We start from the raw sequence: 18,032 nt of genomic DNA, 5'->3' as shown, positions 1-18,032 counted from the left end.
GATGACAACACCTGACCACGAGCTCTTTCCGTTCGTCGCGGTAAGCGCCCTTTCGACAAGCATCCACCCCTCCACGGGGCGTTTGCTCACCCTCGATGCGGTCACGTTCGACGAAAACGGCGAGGTCGGCGAGGACTTCCACGCCGTGTTCAACCCGGTCAAAGACGCCGGTCCGCGCCACCTCCACAACCTGGAGAAGAGCGACTTCGCTCAGGCGCCACGGTTCGCGCGGCACCTCAAGACACTCAACAAGCTTATCGACGGCCGCACCCTCATCGTGCTCGACAGCCCCACGGAGTGGGGGTACCTCGTCTCCGAGTCGCGCCGCGCCATGAACGCCGCCGCCCGCGCCAACCGCCAACGCGCCCGCAAACACAACCGGCGCCGCCAGCGCGTCGGCCACATCCCGCGCCCCGAAGCAATCGTGGACATCCTCGGCAGCGCGCGCCGCCAGGGCCACATCCTCATCGACGAGCGACTCAACGCCGTGGCCAACCAAGTCGGCGTGCTCTCCGAACCGGCCACCGCCACCGTCGAACGCGCCAGCGTCCCCGAGGAGGAACTCTCCCGGGCGGCCACACTGAAGCTCGTCGCGGTGTACCTGCAGCTGCGCGAAAACGGCACGCTGACCAGCATTGACCCGGAGGACCTCAAGGCGGACCGCTTCGGCCTGCAGCGCTCCGCACTGCGGGTGGACGCGCATAAGCGCGAAGGGGACGTCGATAATCCGGGCGTCTACACGGGTGCGGGCCTCAAGCCAGGCATGGAGATCTCCATCTCCGACGACGTCGCCGTCGACCCCGACGAGCTCATCCAGGCCGCGCTCGACGCCGGGCTGAACTACCAAGAAAAGCTCACACGCACCGCATCCCTCGTAGTATCCGACGCCCCCTCCCGCGGCGCAGAACTGCGTGGCAAAGCGATGCACGCGCACCGCAAAAACATCCCGGTGCTCAGCGCGCAGGAGTTTCTCCAGGCCGTAGCGCGCGACTAACGTAGAGGCATGCTCTCACAACTGCGTACCTCTGTTGCGCTGGCCGCCGCGAAGGCCGCCACGTTCGCGTCGCGCGCCACCGGCCGCGGCGCCGGCGGCATGATCGGCGGGCTCGTTGCCAACGCGATCGACCCGAACATCATGGCAGGCCTGTCCAAGGGGCGCCCGGCCGTGCTGGTGACGGGCACGAACGGCAAGTCCACCACCACAAAGATGCTGGTAGCGGCGCTGCGCTCCACCAGGACCGTGGCCACCAACGACGGCGGCGACAACATGGACGCCGGCATCATCTCCGCGCTCATGGCGGGCAAGGACGCCTCCACGATCGCGCTCGAGGTCGACGAGCTGCACGTCCCCCACATCGCCGACCGGCTGCAGCCGAAGGCGTTCGTGCTGCTCAACCTGTCGCGCGACCAGCTGGACCGCGTCGGTGAGATCAACAAGATCGAGCGCGCCCTCCGCGGCGCCGTCAACGCCCACCCGGAGGCCACTGTCATCGCTAACTGCGACGACGTGCTGATGACCTCCGTCGCCTGGGACCACCCCAACGTCATCTGGGTTTCCGCGGGCGCCGGCTGGCTCGGCGACTCCGTCACCAACCCCCGCAGCGGCGGCCACGTCGTACGCACCGAGGACGACTGGTACGCCGTCGAGCCCCTCCCCGACGGCTCTGAGTTTCGACGCCCCACCCCCACCTACGCCGTCACCGACGACGGCCTGCGCTGCCCGGATGGGGGCGTCGTCACGCTTGACCTCGCGCTACCCGGGCGGGCGAACCGCGGCAACGCCGCACAGGCCGTAGCCTGCGCCGTCGACGTCTTCGGTGTACCACTCGCCTCCGCGCTCGCCGCCGTCGCCGACGTCCAAGACGTCGCTGGACGCTACTCCACCATCCACTTCGGCGACCACGAAGTCCGCCTCCTGCTGGCCAAGAACCCGGCAGGCTGGCAAGAGGCCCTCTCCATGGTGGACCGCACCGCCGACGGCCTCGTCATCGCCGTCAACGGCCAAGTCGCCGACGGCGAAGACCTCTCCTGGCTCTGGGACGTCAAATTCGAAGACTTCCACGGCATCGCCGTCAAAGCCGCCGGCGAACGCGGCACCGACCTCGCCGTGCGCCTGCTCTACGCCGACATCGAACACGAACTGATCCACAACTGCGTCGACGCCATCCGCGCCTGCCCACCCGGCCGCGTCGAAGTGCTGGCCAACTACACCGCCTTCCGCGACCTCAAAAAGGACCTACACAAGGAGCTGGACCGTGACTAACACTTTGACCATCGGCCTGCTGCTGCCCGACGTACTCGGCACCTACGGCGACGACGGCAACGCCCTCGTCCTGCGCCAACGCGCCCGCATGCGAGGCATCGACACCCACATCCGACCCATCCCCCTCACCGAGGACATCCCCTCCGACTGCGACATCTACACCCTCGGCGGCGGCGAGGACTCCGCCCAAATCATCGCGGCCTCGCGCCTCCAAGCATCCCCCGGCCTGCAGCACGCCATCGACGCCGGCCGCCCCGTCTTCGCCGTCTGCGCCGGCATGCAGGTCCTCGGCCACAGCTTCACCGCCCACGGCGAAGAAGTCGCCGGCATCGGCGTCCTCGACGTCCACACCTCCCCCATGCCCGAGCGCGCCATCGGGGAAGTCCAATCCCACCCACTTCTCGACGGCCTCTCCGCCCCCCTCACCGGATTCGAAAACCACATGGGCGGCACCACCCTCGGCCCCGACGCCTCCCCACTCGGCCAGGTGAAACGCGGCGTGGGCAACAACGTGGGTGCTGGTTCTCGGGCTGGCGTTGAGGGCGTTGTGCAGGGCAGTGTCATCGCCACCTACATGCACGGCCCCGCCCTGGCCCGCAACCCCGAACTTGCCGACCTCCTCCTCGCCCGCGCCCTCGGCATCCACGCCCAGGAACTCACCCCACTCGCGTTGCCCGAGGTGGACCAGCTGCGCAAGGAGCGCCTCAGGTAGGTTGCCGCTAGCGCTCTAGGAGCCAGTGCCAAAGGACGCAATTCGTTCCGAGGAACTCGGGAAAAGCCCAGGTCGCAAATAAGCGGTTGCGTCCTTTGGCACTCGGCCCGGTTGGGGTGACACCAAATTCCCTCATTGGATTTTCGCGACCTGGGGAAACGCCTCAGCGCCTGCTCGAACGCTCAATGATATTTCGCAATAGCCAGCAATGAACGCTTGCATTGCGCAAGACGTTACATTATCTTCTGAAACATATAGCGCACCTTGTCCAGGCGGCTGTTTGGACGGCGGGGCTGGATGACTGGCTTGCCGACAGCGGCCTGATACCCTTTCAGTTCTGTAAGGCATACGCTCTGCCCGTTGGTGTAAAAGGCCAGATCAGTACGGTATGCCTGTATACAGCGGGCGGGAATCTCGCCAGTAAAGACAACTTCATCCTTTTTTACCTGGACCGTTTCGATGGTGGCACAGTATTTCGGTGCATCATGATAAGCCCTGGAAAGATATTCCCGGGGCGCATAGAGGGTGAAGGAGAGATAAGGTTCCAGCAGTTGCGTCCCTGATTCCTTCAATGCCTGTTCCAATACAATCGGGGCCAATGAGCGGAAGTCCGCCGGCGTGCTGACCGGACTGTAATAAAGCCCGTATTCAAAGCAAATCTTACAGTCCGTTACGTTCCAGCCGAACAAGCCCTGCTCCAGCCCGTAACGGATACCATCCCTGACAGCGTTTTGAAAACTCTGGTTCAAGTATCCCAGCGAAACCCGGCTCTCGTATTGTACACCGGAGCCAAGCGGGAGTGGTGTAACAGACAGTCCGATGGATGCCCAAAACGGGTTGGGCGGCACCTCGATATGGATGGTGTGGCTGGCTGCTTTGAGCGGCCGCTCCATATAAATGACGGTGGGTTCCTTTACCACTGTTTCAAGCTTGTATTTTTCCGACAGCAAAGCGGAAACAACCTCCAACTGCACCCGGCCCAAAAAAGAAAGAATGATCTCATGGGTGATGGAATCCACCTCGCAGCGCAAAAGCGGGTCAGTATCCGCAAGTTGCGTAAGAGCGTCCAGCAGCCGTTCTCTTTGCGCTGCCGTTTTCGGCGCAATCGACGTCCGCAGCATGGGGAGGGGGTCCTCACGCCACCTTTTACGAGGGAGCCGGGTTGGGTCCCCTAATACATCGTTTAACCTCACGCTGTCGCTGGGAAGGATAACAATTTCACCCGGATAAGCGGTGTCTGTCCGAACAATTTCCCCTTTGGATGGAATACGCATCTCTGTGATTTTCAGCTTTTCTCTCCCGGCCAGGGCCACCGTATCCCGCAGGCGCAGCGTTCCGCTGTATAGCCGTAGATAGACACGCCGCTGGCCGCAATCTGTATACTCCACCTTGAAAACGCTGCCGCATAGGGCGGCGCTCCCCTGTTCCCCAATCGGTTGGAACAGCCCTGTCACCGCATCCATCAACGGTTGAATGCCAAGGCCCTTTTTGGCGCTGCCATAATAGACCGGGAACAGGGAGGCGTCTTGAACCCGCCGCTGTTCCTCCCGCACAAGTTTTTCCCGGCTGATTGGTTCTCCTGCGATATACTTTTCCAATAATTTATCGTTATTTTCGATGACCGCATCCCATGCTTCTATGTCGGTATTTTCCTCCAGGACTATTTCCGGGGACAGCGACACCGTCTGCTTGATGATAATATCGGCGGAGAGCTTATCCCGAACAGACTGAACCACGCTCTGCAAATCAACGCCAGCCTGGTCGATCTTGTTGATAAAGATAACGGTGGGAATGTTCATTTTCCGCAGGGCATGGAACAGAATACGGGTCTGGGCCTGCACGCCATCTTTAGCGGAGATCACCAAGATGGCCCCATCTAAAACAGCCAAAGAGCGGTACACCTCCGCCAAAAAATCCATGTGGCCGGGCGTATCCACAATGCTGACTTTACATCTGTGCCACTGGAAGGAAGTGACTGCCGCTTGAATGGTAATCCCACGCTGCCGCTCCAAAAACATGGTGTCCGTCCTCGTTGTCCCTTTTTCGACGCTCCCCGGTTCTGAAATGGCTCCGCTGGCATATAGCAGGCTCTCCGTCAAGGTCGTCTTTCCAGCGTCTACATGGGCAAGAATTCCAATATTGATTATTTTCATGTGATTGTCCTCCCTTTACTGCCCCGAAGGGCATAAAAATCGGGTTAAGGGTCAAAAAGTGTGTCCGGAATCGCGGATTTTCACGGATTGACCTGTAGGTTTCCGGAAAGTATATGCTCCGGAAGCATATATCTAGCCCCCGACGGGAAATCCTCGGTGTGGCAGCCGTGATGTGCTATGCGCGGCGTGGTGTGGTGTCGCAATGTCGAAGAACCAACCACGCTGCCACTGCGGCGGTGAAATGAAACGCAACGGCACCACCAGCAAAGGCACCACCAGATGGCGCTGCAAACAATGCGGCGCCTCCAGCGTCAAACGTCGAAACGACATCACCAACGCGGCAGTGTTCACCCAGTTCATCGAGCATTGCACCACCGCAATATCACTCGACGACCTAGCCAAACGAAACGGTGTTAGCCGCGCCACCATGAAGCGGCGCTTCAAGTGGTGCTGGCTCGTTGATGTGCCTGACCCCACCGCCGGCCACCACAAGCGGATCTACGACCAGGTATTTCTCGATGGCACCTACACCGCCGGTGGCTGCCTGATCGTCGCGGCGACCATCGACCACGTGATCGCCTGGCACTGGTGCAAACACGAAACCACCCGCGACTACCAACTGCTGCTTGAACGCATCGAAGCCCCACTCATCGCCGTCATCGACGGCGGCCAAGGCGCATACAGCGCAATCAAAAAGTGCTGGCCGACTACGAAAATTCAACGCTGCCTCGTCCACGCCCAACGCGTGGTCCGCCGCTACACTACCACCAACCCACGCACCGATGCCGGGCGCACCATCTACCGACTTGCGCTGAAACTGACCCGGATCACCACACTGGATGAAGCCGCCGCGTGGGGTGTGCAACTGCACGAGTTTTCAACGATCTACCGGGAATGGATGAACGAGAAAACCATGATCAAAGACCCCAAAACAGGTGCATGGACCCGCGTGTGGACCCACCACAACGTGCGCAAGGCCTACAACAGCCTCAACCATCTTTGGCGGTCCGAGATGCTGTTTGTCTACCTCAACCCGCCAGCAGGAGTCCTTGCGCCCGAGCGGATCAAATCCACCACCAACAGCTTAGAAGGCGGCATCAACGCCCAGCTCAAACTGCTCGCCAGAACCCACCGCGGCAGATCAGGCGAACGACAACGCCGCATGCTGGATTGGTGGCTCTACTTAAAAACGGAACTGCCTGACGATCCAGTACGAATCGCCAGGCAGTCCGACTGGGGCCAGGGCCAACTCGCCAAAGTATCCACCCTGACCCAAACCGAGAACCAAGCCGACCACGAAACAGGACGCCCAGCCCTCTACGACAACGCTATCGACACCGACTACACCCACTCAATCGGCATTCAAAAAGGCCAAATCTAACCCCCGCGACACGCCGAGCCAGACACACATTTTGACCCTTAACCCTAAAAATCCCCAGCAGTAAAATACTTTTACCACTGGGGATGATAATTTGCGGACATACACATATACAGCATACACCTGTTTGTGAGTGCTGTTTTTGGGGATATGTCAAAATTGATAAGGCAAAAGTATTCTTAAATTGGGTACAAAAAACTAAGCCCCTACAAAAGGGACTATCATAATCCTTTGTTCCCACTATTTGATTATAGTTTTATTTAAGAATACCTTGCCGCATATTTTTTACTCCTTTTCTGGAATTGAATTATTATATCACATCAGTTTTAGGAAAACAAGTATCTAAAAGAAATTTTTCTTCCCCTTATATGTAACAATCATACCGGCTTCCTAACGTTCAGAATGGTTTCTACTGTCTGCTGCGGTGTTTGGTTGGAATTGTCCAGCCAAAAGCCGATCCGTGGTGTTGTCTGCATTTTACTAAATACAAATTCAATGTATACAGAAAGAAATATATAAGGAGTGGGAGGGATTCCGCCGTAGTCGGCATTGTAGGAAAATCCAAAAGTTTAGATTTTCTCAAAATGCTTATCTTTTGGTCTTTGGTTCGGAATAGTGTAGTGCTGGCGGTCTATCTATTGTTTTCGGTTGCTTGCTTCTTTACCGTACATGAGCATTCAGTGTTGGGGATAAACACGACTGCCGCAGCATCCGGCATGACCAACTCACTATCGGAAAGCGTGGCACCGGGTGCAAGGGTGACAGTCGGCAACGCCAGCACATCGCGTGCAGAAAGCATGCTTGCACGCCGACGTTTACGAGTCCTGCCGGGGTCGGGGTTGGTGTTGTAATCGGCCCAATCCTTCTCTGGTGGCTTGGGGATCAGCGGGGGAATATCGTGTGGGGACATGGGTGCGGACCTCCTTCGGGTTCTGGCCCACAACCAGCCTGCCACCTAGGGTCAGTGAGGGAATTTGGTGCACAGCACCTCCTACAACGTGAGCCGCCCGGAGAGCGCGCGGGAGAGGGTGAGTTCGTCGACGAACTCGAGGTCGCCGCCGAGCGGCATGCCGGATGCCAGGCGGGAGACGGTCAGATCTGGGAAGTCTTTGAGCAGGCGGGCCAGGTAGGAGGCGGTGGCTTCGCCTTCGGTGTCGGGGTCGGTGGCGAGGATGACTTCGGTGATTTGGGGGGCGTCGTCACCGTCGAGGTCGGGGAGGACGCCGCCGATGCGCTTCAGCAGGGGTGTGACGGCGAGGTCCTTGGGGCCCACGTTCGCGAGTGGGTCCAGTGCCCCGCCGAGCACGTGGTAGCGGCCGTTAAACTCGCCGGTCCGCTCGATGACCTGGATGTCTTTGGCGTCTTCGACGACGCAGATGAGGTCTTTTTTGCGACCGGAGTCGGCGCAGATGCGGCAGACCGCTTCGCGGGAGACGTTGTTGCAGATGCGGCAGAACGTCACGCCGTCGCGGACGCCGGCGAGGGCGGCGCGGAGTCGGTCGATATCTTCGGGCTCGGTTTGGAGGAGGTGGAAGGCGATCCGTTGCGCAGACTTGGGTCCGACGCCGGGGAGGCGCGAGAGCTCGTCGATAAGGTCTTGGAGCGGTCCTTCGAACATGGGGGTCCTTTACAACACAAAACGCCTGGCGAAGTGCCAGGCGTTCAAGCGGGTGGGTTTAGATGATGCCGCCGAACGGAATCTCACCAGGTGCAGGCTGCTGACCACCAGGAGCCTCCTGTGGCATTGCGCCGCCGGTCAGTGGGCCGATCTTCTCCTGTGCCAGTTCGCCGGCCTTGTTGTGGGCGTCGCGGTATGCGGCGAGGATGAGGTCCTGCAGCGTCTCGACGTCGTCGGCGTCAACAGCCTCCGGCTTGATCTGCAGGTCGGTGATCTCTGCGCCACCGGTCATGACGACGGTGACCAGGCCGCCGCCAGCGGTGCCGGTGACGGTGGTGCTGAGCAGCTCCTGCTGTGCCTGCTGCAGCGCCTGCTGCACCTCGGCTGCCTGGCGGATGAGTTCCTGCATGTCCTGAGGCATATTTGGCTGGGTCATGGTGTGTAACACCCTTTCGTGTCAGTGATTTTGTCTAATTTGCTCACCAGTGTACCCGGTGATTCCTGAATGCTTACAAGGGCTTGGCTCCAAGTTCGCTGGCAAGCAAGTCCATGGCGACTTCGGTGGCGTCGCGACGATCGAAGGTCGCCGACTCGGCCTCGGCCTGGTCGACCATGTCGCGCTCTTCGTCCTCTTGACTGTAGGGCTCAGGCGGCGGCGGTGGCGGTTCCCATCCGGCGTCTTCGTGGAATGGTTCGGGCGGCGGTGGGACTTCCTCGCGCTCGCGGCGCTCCTGTTGCGCGCTGCGCTGCCCGGCGGCCTTCGCTATCGCCCGCCAGTCAGTGGGCTGCTGCGCTGCGGGTTTTGGGGTTGCTTCACTTTTCGACGCCCCCTTCGCCCCTTTCGTGCCCACCACGCAACGCACGGCAACCTTGGTGCCAAGCGCTTCGGAGAACACCGCGACGATGTCCGCGTTGTTGTTGTCGGCGTTGAGGCGCTCCGCGAGGGCACCCGTGTTATGTCCGATGAGCAGTGTGGGCTGGCCGTCTTCGTTGTCGAAGGAGAGCGGTTTGGCCTCGGCAAGCATGATTTCGGCGACCTGGTTGCGCTTGCCCACAGCTTGGCGCAGCTTCATCCAGTCACGCTGCACGAGTTCGAGGAGGTCCTCCGCAGGTGCTGGCTCTGGCTTCGGTGCCGGGGTTGGTTCCGGCTTCGGCGGCGTTGCGGGTTCCGCGGGTGGTTGCGGCACCGGCTTCGGTTCAGGCTTCGGCTCGGGCTTGGGCTCAGGCTTTGGCGCGCTCTGCGCCTTGCGGCGCTCCGCGATCCTGGCCGCAGCAGCCGCAGCGGCCGCGGCTCCCCCACCCTGCGACGGGGCCGACTGGGCAGGCTGGGCCGCCTGCGCAGGGGCAGCAGGCGCCGGTGCAGCTGAGGTAGCCGAGGAAACCGCCGGGCGGTCGCCCATCGTGAGCAGGTGCGCCATCATCACTTCCAGCAGCAGGCGCGGGGACGTCGCGCCGCGCAGGTCCGCGATGCGGTCGTTGACCTCGGTCGCGAGCGCGGCCAGCGTCGACGGGTGGAACTGTTGCGCTTCGGCGCGGAGGATTTCGGCGCGGTCGACGGGGGCGTCGACAAGCCCTTCGCCGAAGGCATCCGGCACGGTGACGATGAGCAGCAGGTCACGCAGTCGGTCCAGCAGGTCGAGGGCGAAACGGCGCGGCTCGTGGCCGGACTCGATCACCTTGTCGATGGTGTGGAACATCGCCGCGGCGTCCTTGGTGGCGAGGGCGTCGATGGCGGCGTCGAGAAGCGTGAGGTCCGTGACCCCGAGCAGCGGCAGCGCCATCTCGTAGGTCAGGCCGTCCGGGCCGGCGCCCGCCAACAGCTGGTCCAGCACGGACAGCGTGTCGCGCGGCGAACCGCCGCCAGCGCGGATGACCAGCGGGTACACGTTCTCGTCGACGTACGCACCCTCCTCCGCCACAATGTTTTCCAACAGGTGGCGCATCGCCTGCGGGGTCAGCAGGCGGAACGGGTAGTTGTGGGTACGCGAGCGAATCGTGCCGAGGATCTTCTCCGGCTCGGTCGTCGCAAAGATGAAGATGAGGTGCTCTGGCGGCTCCTCCACAATCTTGAGCAGGGCGTTGTTGCCGGAGGGCGAAATCATGTGCGCCTCGTCGATGATGAAGACGCGGTAGCGGGACTCCGCAGGCGCGAACATGGCGCGTTCGCGCAGCTCACGCATGTCGTCGACACCGCCGTGGGAGGCGGCGTCCAGCTCCATCACGTCCAGGTTCCCGGTGCCACCCGGCGCCAGCGACACGCAGGACGCGCACTTGCCGCACGGAGTGGACGTCGGCCCCTCAACGCAGTTCAACGAGCGCGCCAGAATGCGCGCAGAGGACGTCTTGCCGCACCCCCGCGGCCCCGAAAACAGGTACGCATGGCTGATGCGCCCGTTGTCGAGAGCGTTCGATAACGGCACAGTCACCTGGTCTTGCCCAACCAGCTCACCAAACGTTGCAGGACGATATTTCCGGTACAGAGCCACGGCGCCAAGTGTAGACGATCAGCCCTCTTCCCGGCACCAATCTTTCACATCCACGCCACGCCTGCGCAGACGCCGCTCCAGCACCGGATAGCCCTGCTCGGAGGCGATCCCGAACTCCTCATCGGTGAGCGCAATCAGCTCCAGAAGCAGCGTGATCCGGCGCGGCTCACGCACCATCGGGGTGCCCTGCGCGAACACCTCCGGCTCCCGCAGCAGCCCGTGCCGCACGGTGCCCGGCGCGTCCGCCAGCAGCCCCTCGAGTAGCACGCCAGGCTGCCCCGGCACGCCAAGGCGCTCAAGCTCGCGGGTCACGTCCACAACGGCCTGGGCAAGCACCTGCTTATCGACGTCCCCCACCGCCATCACCTCGCACACAACTTCGGGGCCGCCATCGTGAAGCGCCACCAGCCCCATGTCAGTACCGCTGAACCCGGCGGTAACCGCCACGTTCGCACCGTTCAGTTCCGCGGTGGCGACGGCGCGGGCGTCGACAAGCGAAAGCTGCATCCCCGGAAACACCGAGGCCAGCCAGGCGACAAGCTCGTCGCCCGTCATGCGCCGAGCTTCTCCACCGCCGCCAGCAGCACGCACGTGGCCACGCCGTCCATCGCCTTCGTGACCTCCTCAAGCGGCGGCAGCGACGGCGCCAAACGAATATTACGATCGTGCGGGTCCTTCCCCTTCGGGAACGCCGAACCCGCCTTCGTCAGGCTGATGCCGGCCTGCTTCGCCAGCTCCCACACGCGAGTCGCAGTCCCATCCATCACGTCCAAGGAGATGAAGTAGCCGCCCTTCGGCGTCGACCAAGACGCCACGCCCGTGCCCCCGAGCCGGTTCTCCAGCACCTCAAGCACAGCCTCAAACTTCGGCGCCAGCGACTCAGCATGCTTCCGCATCACCTCACGCACACCATTCGCGTCCTTGAAGTACATCGCGTGCGCCAACTGGTTCACCTTGTTCGGGCCGATGCCTCGCACATTCGCGATCGACTCATACCACTCCAGGTTCTCCTCCGACGAGGCAAAGAACGCCACACCCGAGCCCGCGTGCGTAATTTTCGACGTCGACGACATGTACCAGAACCGGTTCGGGTTACCCGCCTTCGCCGACAGCGCAAGCACGTCCGCGTTCACCGGGAACGTATCCGTCAGCGTGTGTACCGCGTACGCGTTGTCCCACACAATGCGGAAGTCCGGCGCGGCCGTCTCCATCGCCGCCAGGCGCTCGATAGTCGCCTGCGAGTACACCGCGCCCGTCGGGTTAGAAAACACCGGCACGCACCACATGCCCTTCACGGCAGGGTCCTTCACCAGTTCCTCCACGACGTCCATGTCGGGGCCGTCCTCCAGCAGCGGGACAGTGATCATTTCGAAGCCGAAGCGCTCCGTAATCGTGAAGTGGCGGTCATAGCCGGGCACTGGGCACAGCCACTTAATCGCGTGCTCGCGCTGCTCATCCGCCCACGGCCGCGGCGAATCATTCGTCCCAAACGTGTACGCCCAGGACACCAGGTCAAACATAATATTTAGCGACGACGAGTCTCCCGCCACCAACAGCTTCGGGTCAATGCCGAGCGCCTCGGCCCACAACTCACGCAACTGCAAAATGCCCGTCAGGCCGCCGTAATTACGCACGTCCACACCCGAGGCGTCACGGTGATTCCCCACACCCGGCAGGGCCAACAGGTCGTCCGCCAAGTCCAACTGGCGCGCCGAGGGCTTCCCCCTCGTGAGATCCAACGCCATGTTGGTCTCCTCCAGCTGCTTGTACTGCTCACGCAACTCAGCAGCCAGGCTTGCAAGCTGCTCAGCATCTAGTTCTTTCAACGGGGTGTTCAATGTCTTGGTGTCCTATTCGAGTACGTCGGCGTATCTACTAACGACCCATCATCGTACTAGCGACACCCCACCCCGCGCGACGGTTTTTCCCCAGTTTTACCCCATAAAAAAGGGGACCTCACGCACCTGCCAGCGCCCGCTTACCCTTGCTGCGTTCCCGCCCTGGGGGAGTTCACGAGATGAGCACCGCGTGAGATCCTGCAGAACACTCTAGCCTGAAGCTTTAGGCGTTGCAAAACATTGACTGCGCAGGCGTTTTGTCGGAACCTGGGGGGATGGGTTAAAGTAGTCCCTCGACGCATGATGTGTCGCAACTAGGAGGATTCGACTAGCGGCCTATGTCACACGCCTGGAACGCGTGCGGGTTTCACGACCCTCGTGGGTTCAAATCCCACATCCTCCGCGCTATTCAGACAGCGCATCCGGTTGAAGTTTTTCGCCGGGTGCGCTGTTTTTGTATTTGCATTGGGCTTGCTGTGCACCACATTCCCTGTTTTTCGGAGTGGTGCCCGAGCATTTCCCCAGGTCGCGCTCGCTTCGTGAGGGAATGTGGTGCACTACCCATCGCCCGAGTGCCAAAGGACGCAACCCACTTTTCACGACCTGGGCTTTTACCCCCTCCCCCAACAAAAACTGCGTCCTTTGGCACTTGCACCACGCACGGAGACACCAAATTCCCCCACCGGCTGCCAGTGACCTTGACTTTTCCAATCCGTCCCGCGAAAACCCAGGAATGTGGTGCGCGAGGAGGGTAGTTGCGCACCAAAATCCGGCATTTTGAAAAGTCGCCAAGGCATTTCCCCAGGTCGCACCGACCGTATGAGGGAATTTGGTGCGCGGGTCCAGCACGACAAAACCCCGCGACCCAACTCACAGGTCGCGGGGTTGTATACAGAGGAGCTACTTGTTCTCTGTAGTGGTCGGCTCAGCCGAGGTCGTGGCTGGTGCCGTCGTGGGAGCTGCCGTCGAGGTCGTGGCAGGTGCCGTGGTCGATGGCTTCCGGCCGAGGAAGTCGCCGAGCGAGGAGCCCTCGTTGGAGCTCTGCTGGATCTTGTTGGCTGCGCCGTTCTCGCCTGGGGCACACAGGGAGAGCAGGCCGGCCAGGGCACCAATGCCGAGCGTGACCGCTGCGATGGCGCCGAGGGCTTCGGTGGCCTGCGGGCCGAACTTGGCGTTCAGGCGGGCGGCTTCAACGTCGAGCTGCTTCAGGAAGTCAGGTCGGTTGTCGCCGAAGTTGCCGAACGGGTTCGGGATGTTCATCTGCTCGGAGACACGGCGCGCGGAGGCGCTGATCTCTGGGCCCATTGCGGCGATGAGTGGCGCGCCGACGGCGACTGCCAACCCGAGCGGGATGAGCCACAGGAGTGGCCCGCCGTGGGAGGACATGTCGGCGAAGCAGCGCTGCAGGTCATCGGTCGAGCTCTTGCCTGGGGTCTTCGGCTGGTCTTCACCCTGGACAACGACGTGGACGGTGACGTCGCCTTCGCGGCCTGGGATCGTGATGTCGAAGCCCTTGGGGTCCGGGGTTCGCTCAGCTGGCGGGACGATGATGACCTTGTCGCCCTCGCGCTGAGCGGTCCAGCCGTCGGGGAGTTTGAGGTCGCCGATGTTAGCACCTGGCACGTGGACCTCAACGTGCGATGTGCCCGGTTTGACCTCAATGGTCGGAGGGGTGTTACCTGCGGAGGTTGACGGGGTGTCACCGCTGACGGTAACGACGGCTGGGCGGGTGACGGTTTTGCCGCCTGGGTAGGTGACCTCTACTGGGACGACGATCTGGTCTCCTGGTTTGGCGTTGCTAGGTGGCGTGACGGAGACTGAGCCGCCGTCGTTGATGGTGACGCTCCAGCCTTCCGGCGCCTTCCAGCCGTCGACGATCTTGAAGGTCGCGCCGTCAGGCTGCGTGCTTGGCGGCACGACAACGGTGACGCCGCCCTTGGTACGGCCAGGGTTGTAGTCGACTGGTGGCTGGCCTTCGGGGGTGTCGGCGTCGTCAACAACCAGGATGGTTGCTGGGCGGGTTACCTTCTGGCCGCCTGGGTAGGTGATGTCGACTGGGACGACGGTGTAGTCGCCGGACTTGGCGTCGGCAGGCGGGGTGGCGGTGACGGAGCCGTCCTCGCCGACGGTGACCTTCCAGCCCTTCGGCGCCTTGTACTCAGGCGAGATTACGAAGGCGGTGCCGCCCGGCGCGCGTGGCGTCGGGTTGACGGTCACGGTCTGGTTCGGCTTGGTCTGCTTCGGGGCGTAGTTCTGGTCGGGGGCGGACGGGGTGGCCGGGTTCGGGTCGACGGGTGCGGCCGGGTCGTCGATGACGGTCACGACGATTGGGCGCGTGATGGTGTTGCCGTTCGGGTCGGTGACCTGCACGTTAATCACGCCGAAGTCGCCTGGCTTGGCGTCTGCTGGTGGGGTGACGTGCGCGACACCGGTGTTCTCGTCAATGTTGATGGTCCAGCCTTCAGGGATGTCCTTCTGCTCGACAACGTAGGTGGAGCCCTCGGTGCCACCCTTCGGGGTGACAACTACGACGGTGCCCGGCTTGGTCGGCTTCGGTGGGAACTGGACGTCGTTGGTGCCCTTGGGGGCGTCGTCGACAACTACGACGACCGCTGGGCGAGTGATCGAGGAACCATCCGGGTAGGTGATCTGGACAGGCACGACAATGCGGTCGCCTGGCTTGGCATCGGCCGGCGGGGTCGCGGTGACGGAGCCGTCCTCGCCGACGGTGACCTTCCAGCCCTTCGGTGCCTCGTAGGCGTCGTGGATGGTGAACGTGGTGCCCTTCGGCGCATCAGCGCTGAACTCTGGGGCGTCCACGGTGACCTCGACGCCTGGACGGGTGGTTTCCGCCAGGTAGTACGCGTCTGGGTTCTGTGCCTGCGGCGGCGCGCTGACGATGACGGTGCCCGGTACGACCTTGGTGGAGCCGTCTGGGAAGGTCACCTCGACGTTGATGGTCTTGGTTTCGCCGTCGCGGGCGTTCGCCGGCGGCGTTGCGGTGATCTCGCCGGTGCGCTTATCGACGCCCACCTTCCAATCACCGAGCTGCTGGTCAGGGGCGATCTTGAAGGTCGTGTCGGCTGGCAGCTCCTGGTCACGGACCTGCGGCAGCGTCACTGTGACGGATGGGCGGGTGATCACGACGTCGTAGCCAGGGGTGTGCTCCTGTGCCAGGGTCGTGTCAACGCCGACCACGGACTCCAGCACGTCGTGGGATCCGTCTGGGTAGGTGGCCTTGACCTGCACGGTCACGGTGTCTTCCAGGCGCGCGCTCATCGGCGCGGTGACCTTGAGCGCGTTGCTGCCCTCTTCCAGGGTGACGTCCCATGGGCGGGCCTCACTGCTTGGGGTAGCGCCGACGACCTCGAAGGTGGTGCCGTCAGGGTACTTCGGGCTGCCCGGCTTCAGCGCGACGGTTGCCGTCTTGCCCGGGGAGGTCTTCTCGTTGCCGTAGCTTGGGGCCCACTGCTGGGTCTTGAGCTGGAACGTTTCGCCGATCTTGGCGTTGTCCTTGTACTTCTGCAGGTTGAGCTGGTCGGAGCCATCCCGCGGGGTGGCGTACACCTCAACCTGGAGCGCCTCCGGCTTCTCGTTGTCGATTTCGCCGGTCCCGCCGACAGGCAGGGTGACATGCACGCGGCCATCCTTATCGACGCGCGCATTCGCGCCCTCGACAGCCTTACCGTTTCGCGTCACGACAGCAATCACACGAGCGTAATCTTCTCCAGCACCGTTGGTGACCTGGATGTTCGTCGCAAACTCCTTGCCGTTCGCGGTGACAACCGGCACCTCGTCCTGAGCCGCCTGCAGCGGGAAGCACTGCGCGTTCTCTGCCGGGACCGGCAGCAGGTCAACCTCGGCGATGTTGCGGGCTTCGAAGCCCAGGCGGTTCGGGAAGTTCTCGTAGCCGTTGCCTACGCTTCGGGCGACCCACGCGAACGTGCGTGTCTCGCCTTCCTTGATGTCCTTCACGTCCTCGAGGGTGACCTTCGCGGACACCACCGGGGAGCCTTCCGAAAGGTGCAGCTCGACCGGCTCAACGTGCGCGGTGCCGGTGACCTTCAGGTCCATATTGGTGGTGCTATCCTCGCCGGAACGCACCGCTCCTGGGATAGTCTCCCCTACAGACACCGCCGAAAGGGTGAAGGTCTCCTCGAAATCAGAGATGCCGGTCTGGTTCATGCGCAGCTCGGAAACCATCGAGTCCACAGCGTGCTCGCCGTCGCCGTGGAGGCTGACCCAGTAGTACACCTCAACCTGGCCCTGCTCGTTGACAACGGCGCGGGTGCCCGGCTCAAACGAGCCCTCGTTCGGAGTACTCACGCCACCGATGCGCTGGTGCGGGAACAAGGTGTTCGCGCTCAGCACGTCGTGGCATCGGTTCTCTTCGGCGCTCTGCGCGTCCACCTGTGGCACCACGAGCGCGGACGCCCCCAGCGCCAGCGCCACCACAGTGGCTGACATTCTACGATTTCGCATTCTGAAACTCCCCTCAAAGGCAACTGTGTGTTATTTGTGCTATCCATTCATCATGAACGGTTTTTAAGAAGTTTCAAGTACTTTTGACAGTTTATTTTCAGCGAACGTCCGGACCTGCACAGTTGTCGTCAAAATATTTGCATCACATGCATGTTATTCAACCAGCGGTTACCCCCGCTCGGGTGTATTTGTCCAGACGAAAGGATCCGCTGAGAGCCTCTCAGGGTCAAAGCGCTCAAGGATCTCCTGCGCCGTCACAGCGCCTGCGCACCCAATCGATTCTGCAAGCGCCCGCACCACGCCATCCACCCCAATGCGCTGCGACATCTCCGCAAACGTCACCGCCCCGTCGCGCTTCGCCAACCGCTTGCCCTCCGCGTTGAGCACCAGCGGCACGTGCACATACTCGGGTTCCTGCCCGCCCAACAAGTGCGTCATGTACGCCTGCGCGGGCGCCGACATCAACAAATCATCCCCACGAACCACCTGGTCAACCCCCTGGTCCACGTCGTCGACGACCACCGCCAAGTTATACGCCCAGTCCCCCGCCTGCGCCTGCGCAAGGTTACCGCCGCGACGCACCACCACGTCATCGACAGGCCCAGTCACCTCCCCGGCAAAGAAGTCACGAACCGTCCACTCCCGCACATCGGCACGCAGGCGAAGGGCAGGCATGCGGCCCTGCTGCGAAAGCTGGTGGCGTCGAAAAGCTCGCTGCTCCTCATCCAAATCCCTGCATGTGCCCGGGTACATCCCAGGCTGCGCATGCGGCGCACTCGCCGCCTCCCGAATCTCGCGGCGCGTGCAGTAGCACTCATACACCGGGAGCTGCGACAACGCCGCCTCATACAACGCCGAACGCTGCGACTGCCACACCACCGGCGGATCAAAATCAAGACCCAACGCCAACAAGTCCTCTATTTGACGACGCCCCGCCGCCTCCGACGAACGCTCCGAATCAACATCCTCCACCCGCAACCAAAAACGCCGCCCACTCTGACGCGCGAACAACCACGCCAGCAACGCCGTCCGCAAATTACCGAAATGGAGATCCCCACTCGGAGAAGGTGCATACCGTCCAGCATTCATGTGTATAGGATAT

At 62.2% G+C, this 18,032-nt stretch carries 13 protein-coding genes, 1 tRNA gene and 1 other RNA gene; 5 read left to right on the top strand and 10 right to left on the bottom strand.

Features of this window, described 5'->3' with window-relative positions; translation table 11 throughout:
• Position 1: 1 nt before the first annotated feature.
• Genes QP752_RS00275 through QP752_RS00265 form a run of 3 tightly spaced genes read left to right on the top strand, consistent with a single transcriptional unit; the run spans position 2 to position 2,975 of the window.
• Positions 2-994: a DNA polymerase III subunit epsilon gene (locus tag QP752_RS00275; protein ID WP_284803902.1), complete on the top strand. Its 993-nt coding sequence runs from the start codon at positions 2-4 to the stop codon at positions 992-994.
• Between the two features lie 9 nt (positions 995-1,003).
• On the top strand, positions 1,004-2,263 hold the full coding sequence (locus QP752_RS00270) for a Mur ligase family protein (protein WP_256005979.1): 1,260 nt from the start codon (positions 1,004-1,006) through the stop codon (positions 2,261-2,263).
• On the top strand, positions 2,256-2,975 hold the full coding sequence (locus QP752_RS00265; RefSeq protein ID WP_284803901.1) for a type 1 glutamine amidotransferase: 720 nt from the start codon (positions 2,256-2,258) through the stop codon (positions 2,973-2,975). The genes QP752_RS00270 and QP752_RS00265 overlap by 8 nt, the downstream gene beginning before the upstream one ends.
• A 233-nt stretch (positions 2,976-3,208) precedes the next feature.
• On the opposite strand, the gene tet(W) is transcribed toward QP752_RS00265, so the two are convergent.
• Positions 3,209-5,128, bottom strand: coding sequence for a tetracycline resistance ribosomal protection protein Tet(W) (tet(W), locus tag QP752_RS00260; protein WP_204083760.1), 1,920 nt, complete (start codon positions 5,126-5,128; stop codon positions 3,209-3,211).
• Positions 5,129-5,330: 202 nt separating this feature from the next.
• On the opposite strand from tet(W), the gene QP752_RS00255 reads away from it, so the two are divergent.
• A complete protein-coding gene (locus QP752_RS00255) occupies positions 5,331-6,509 on the top strand; it encodes an IS256-like element IS1249 family transposase (RefSeq protein WP_005323424.1) in 1,179 nt (392 codons plus the stop codon).
• A 628-nt stretch (positions 6,510-7,137) separates the two neighbouring features.
• Here QP752_RS00255 and QP752_RS00250 read toward each other — a convergent pair.
• The 7 genes from QP752_RS00250 to ffs form a co-directional block, all read right to left on the bottom strand.
• Complete coding sequence (locus tag QP752_RS00250; protein ID WP_005391230.1) at positions 7,138-7,416, bottom strand: hypothetical protein; 279 nt, start codon at positions 7,414-7,416, stop codon at positions 7,138-7,140.
• 81 nt (positions 7,417-7,497) lie between these two features.
• Complete coding sequence (recR, locus tag QP752_RS00245; RefSeq protein ID WP_070363279.1) at positions 7,498-8,124, bottom strand: recombination mediator RecR; 627 nt, start codon at positions 8,122-8,124, stop codon at positions 7,498-7,500.
• A gap of 58 nt (positions 8,125-8,182) precedes the next feature.
• Positions 8,183-8,560: a YbaB/EbfC family nucleoid-associated protein gene (locus QP752_RS00240; RefSeq protein WP_070363280.1), complete on the bottom strand. Its 378-nt coding sequence runs from the start codon at positions 8,558-8,560 to the stop codon at positions 8,183-8,185.
• A gap of 73 nt (positions 8,561-8,633) precedes the next feature.
• Positions 8,634-10,610, bottom strand: coding sequence for a DNA polymerase III subunit gamma and tau (locus QP752_RS00235; protein ID WP_284803896.1), 1,977 nt, complete (start codon positions 10,608-10,610; stop codon positions 8,634-8,636).
• Between the two features lie 18 nt (positions 10,611-10,628).
• The gene (locus QP752_RS00230; RefSeq protein ID WP_070477271.1) at positions 10,629-11,165 is read right to left on the bottom strand and encodes a hypothetical protein; all 537 of its coding nucleotides are present in this window, start codon (positions 11,163-11,165) and stop codon (positions 10,629-10,631) included.
• The gene (locus tag QP752_RS00225) at positions 11,162-12,448 is read right to left on the bottom strand and encodes an aminotransferase class I/II-fold pyridoxal phosphate-dependent enzyme (protein WP_246814883.1); all 1,287 of its coding nucleotides are present in this window, start codon (positions 12,446-12,448) and stop codon (positions 11,162-11,164) included. The genes QP752_RS00230 and QP752_RS00225 overlap by 4 nt, the downstream gene beginning before the upstream one ends.
• Before the next feature lie 104 nt (positions 12,449-12,552).
• An RNA gene (gene ffs / locus QP752_RS00220) (signal recognition particle sRNA small type) lies at positions 12,553-12,651 on the bottom strand.
• A 114-nt stretch (positions 12,652-12,765) separates the two neighbouring features.
• Between ffs and QP752_RS00215 the strand changes: the two genes are divergently transcribed.
• Positions 12,766-12,851, top strand: a tRNA-Ser gene (locus tag QP752_RS00215).
• 497 nt (positions 12,852-13,348) lie between these two features.
• On the opposite strand, the gene QP752_RS00210 is transcribed toward QP752_RS00215, so the two are convergent.
• Entirely contained in the window at positions 13,349-16,930 is a 3,582-nt protein-coding gene (locus QP752_RS00210; protein ID WP_284803893.1) for a YPDG domain-containing protein, read from the bottom strand.
• Positions 16,931-17,098: 168 nt separating this feature from the next.
• On the bottom strand, positions 17,099-18,019 hold the full coding sequence (gene gluQRS, locus QP752_RS00205; RefSeq protein ID WP_284803891.1) for a tRNA glutamyl-Q(34) synthetase GluQRS: 921 nt from the start codon (positions 18,017-18,019) through the stop codon (positions 17,099-17,101).
• Between the last annotated feature and the right edge of the window lie 13 nt (positions 18,020-18,032).

It is taken from the genome of Corynebacterium sp. UMB10321, assembly GCF_030228725.1.
Taxonomy (GTDB): Bacteria; Actinomycetota; Actinomycetes; order Mycobacteriales; family Mycobacteriaceae; genus Corynebacterium; species Corynebacterium pseudogenitalium.
The sequence above is the reverse complement of the archived record's forward strand: the minus strand, read 5'-3'. Positions and strand labels throughout refer to the sequence as shown.

What these genes read in the sequence shown, in the direction of transcription:
- QP752_RS00275 (WP_284803902.1), top strand. Translation starts at nt 2, where the DNA reads ATGACAACACCTGACCACGAGCTCTTTCCGTTCGTCGCGGTAAGCGCC.
- QP752_RS00270 (WP_256005979.1), top strand. Translation starts at nt 1,004, where the DNA reads ATGCTCTCACAACTGCGTACCTCTGTTGCGCTGGCCGCCGCGAAGGCC.
- QP752_RS00255 (WP_005323424.1), top strand. Translation starts at nt 5,331, where the DNA reads ATGTCGAAGAACCAACCACGCTGCCACTGCGGCGGTGAAATGAAACGC.
- QP752_RS00250 (WP_005391230.1), bottom strand. Translation starts at nt 7,416, where the DNA reads ATGTCCCCACACGATATTCCCCCGCTGATCCCCAAGCCACCAGAGAAG.
- recR (WP_070363279.1), bottom strand. Translation starts at nt 8,124, where the DNA reads ATGTTCGAAGGACCGCTCCAAGACCTTATCGACGAGCTCTCGCGCCTC.
- QP752_RS00240 (WP_070363280.1), bottom strand. Translation starts at nt 8,560, where the DNA reads ATGACCCAGCCAAATATGCCTCAGGACATGCAGGAACTCATCCGCCAG.
- QP752_RS00230 (WP_070477271.1), bottom strand. Translation starts at nt 11,165, where the DNA reads ATGACGGGCGACGAGCTTGTCGCCTGGCTGGCCTCGGTGTTTCCGGGG.
- QP752_RS00210 (WP_284803893.1), bottom strand. Translation starts at nt 16,930, where the DNA reads ATGCGAAATCGTAGAATGTCAGCCACTGTGGTGGCGCTGGCGCTGGGG.
- gluQRS (WP_284803891.1), bottom strand. Translation starts at nt 18,019, where the DNA reads ATGAATGCTGGACGGTATGCACCTTCTCCGAGTGGGGATCTCCATTTC.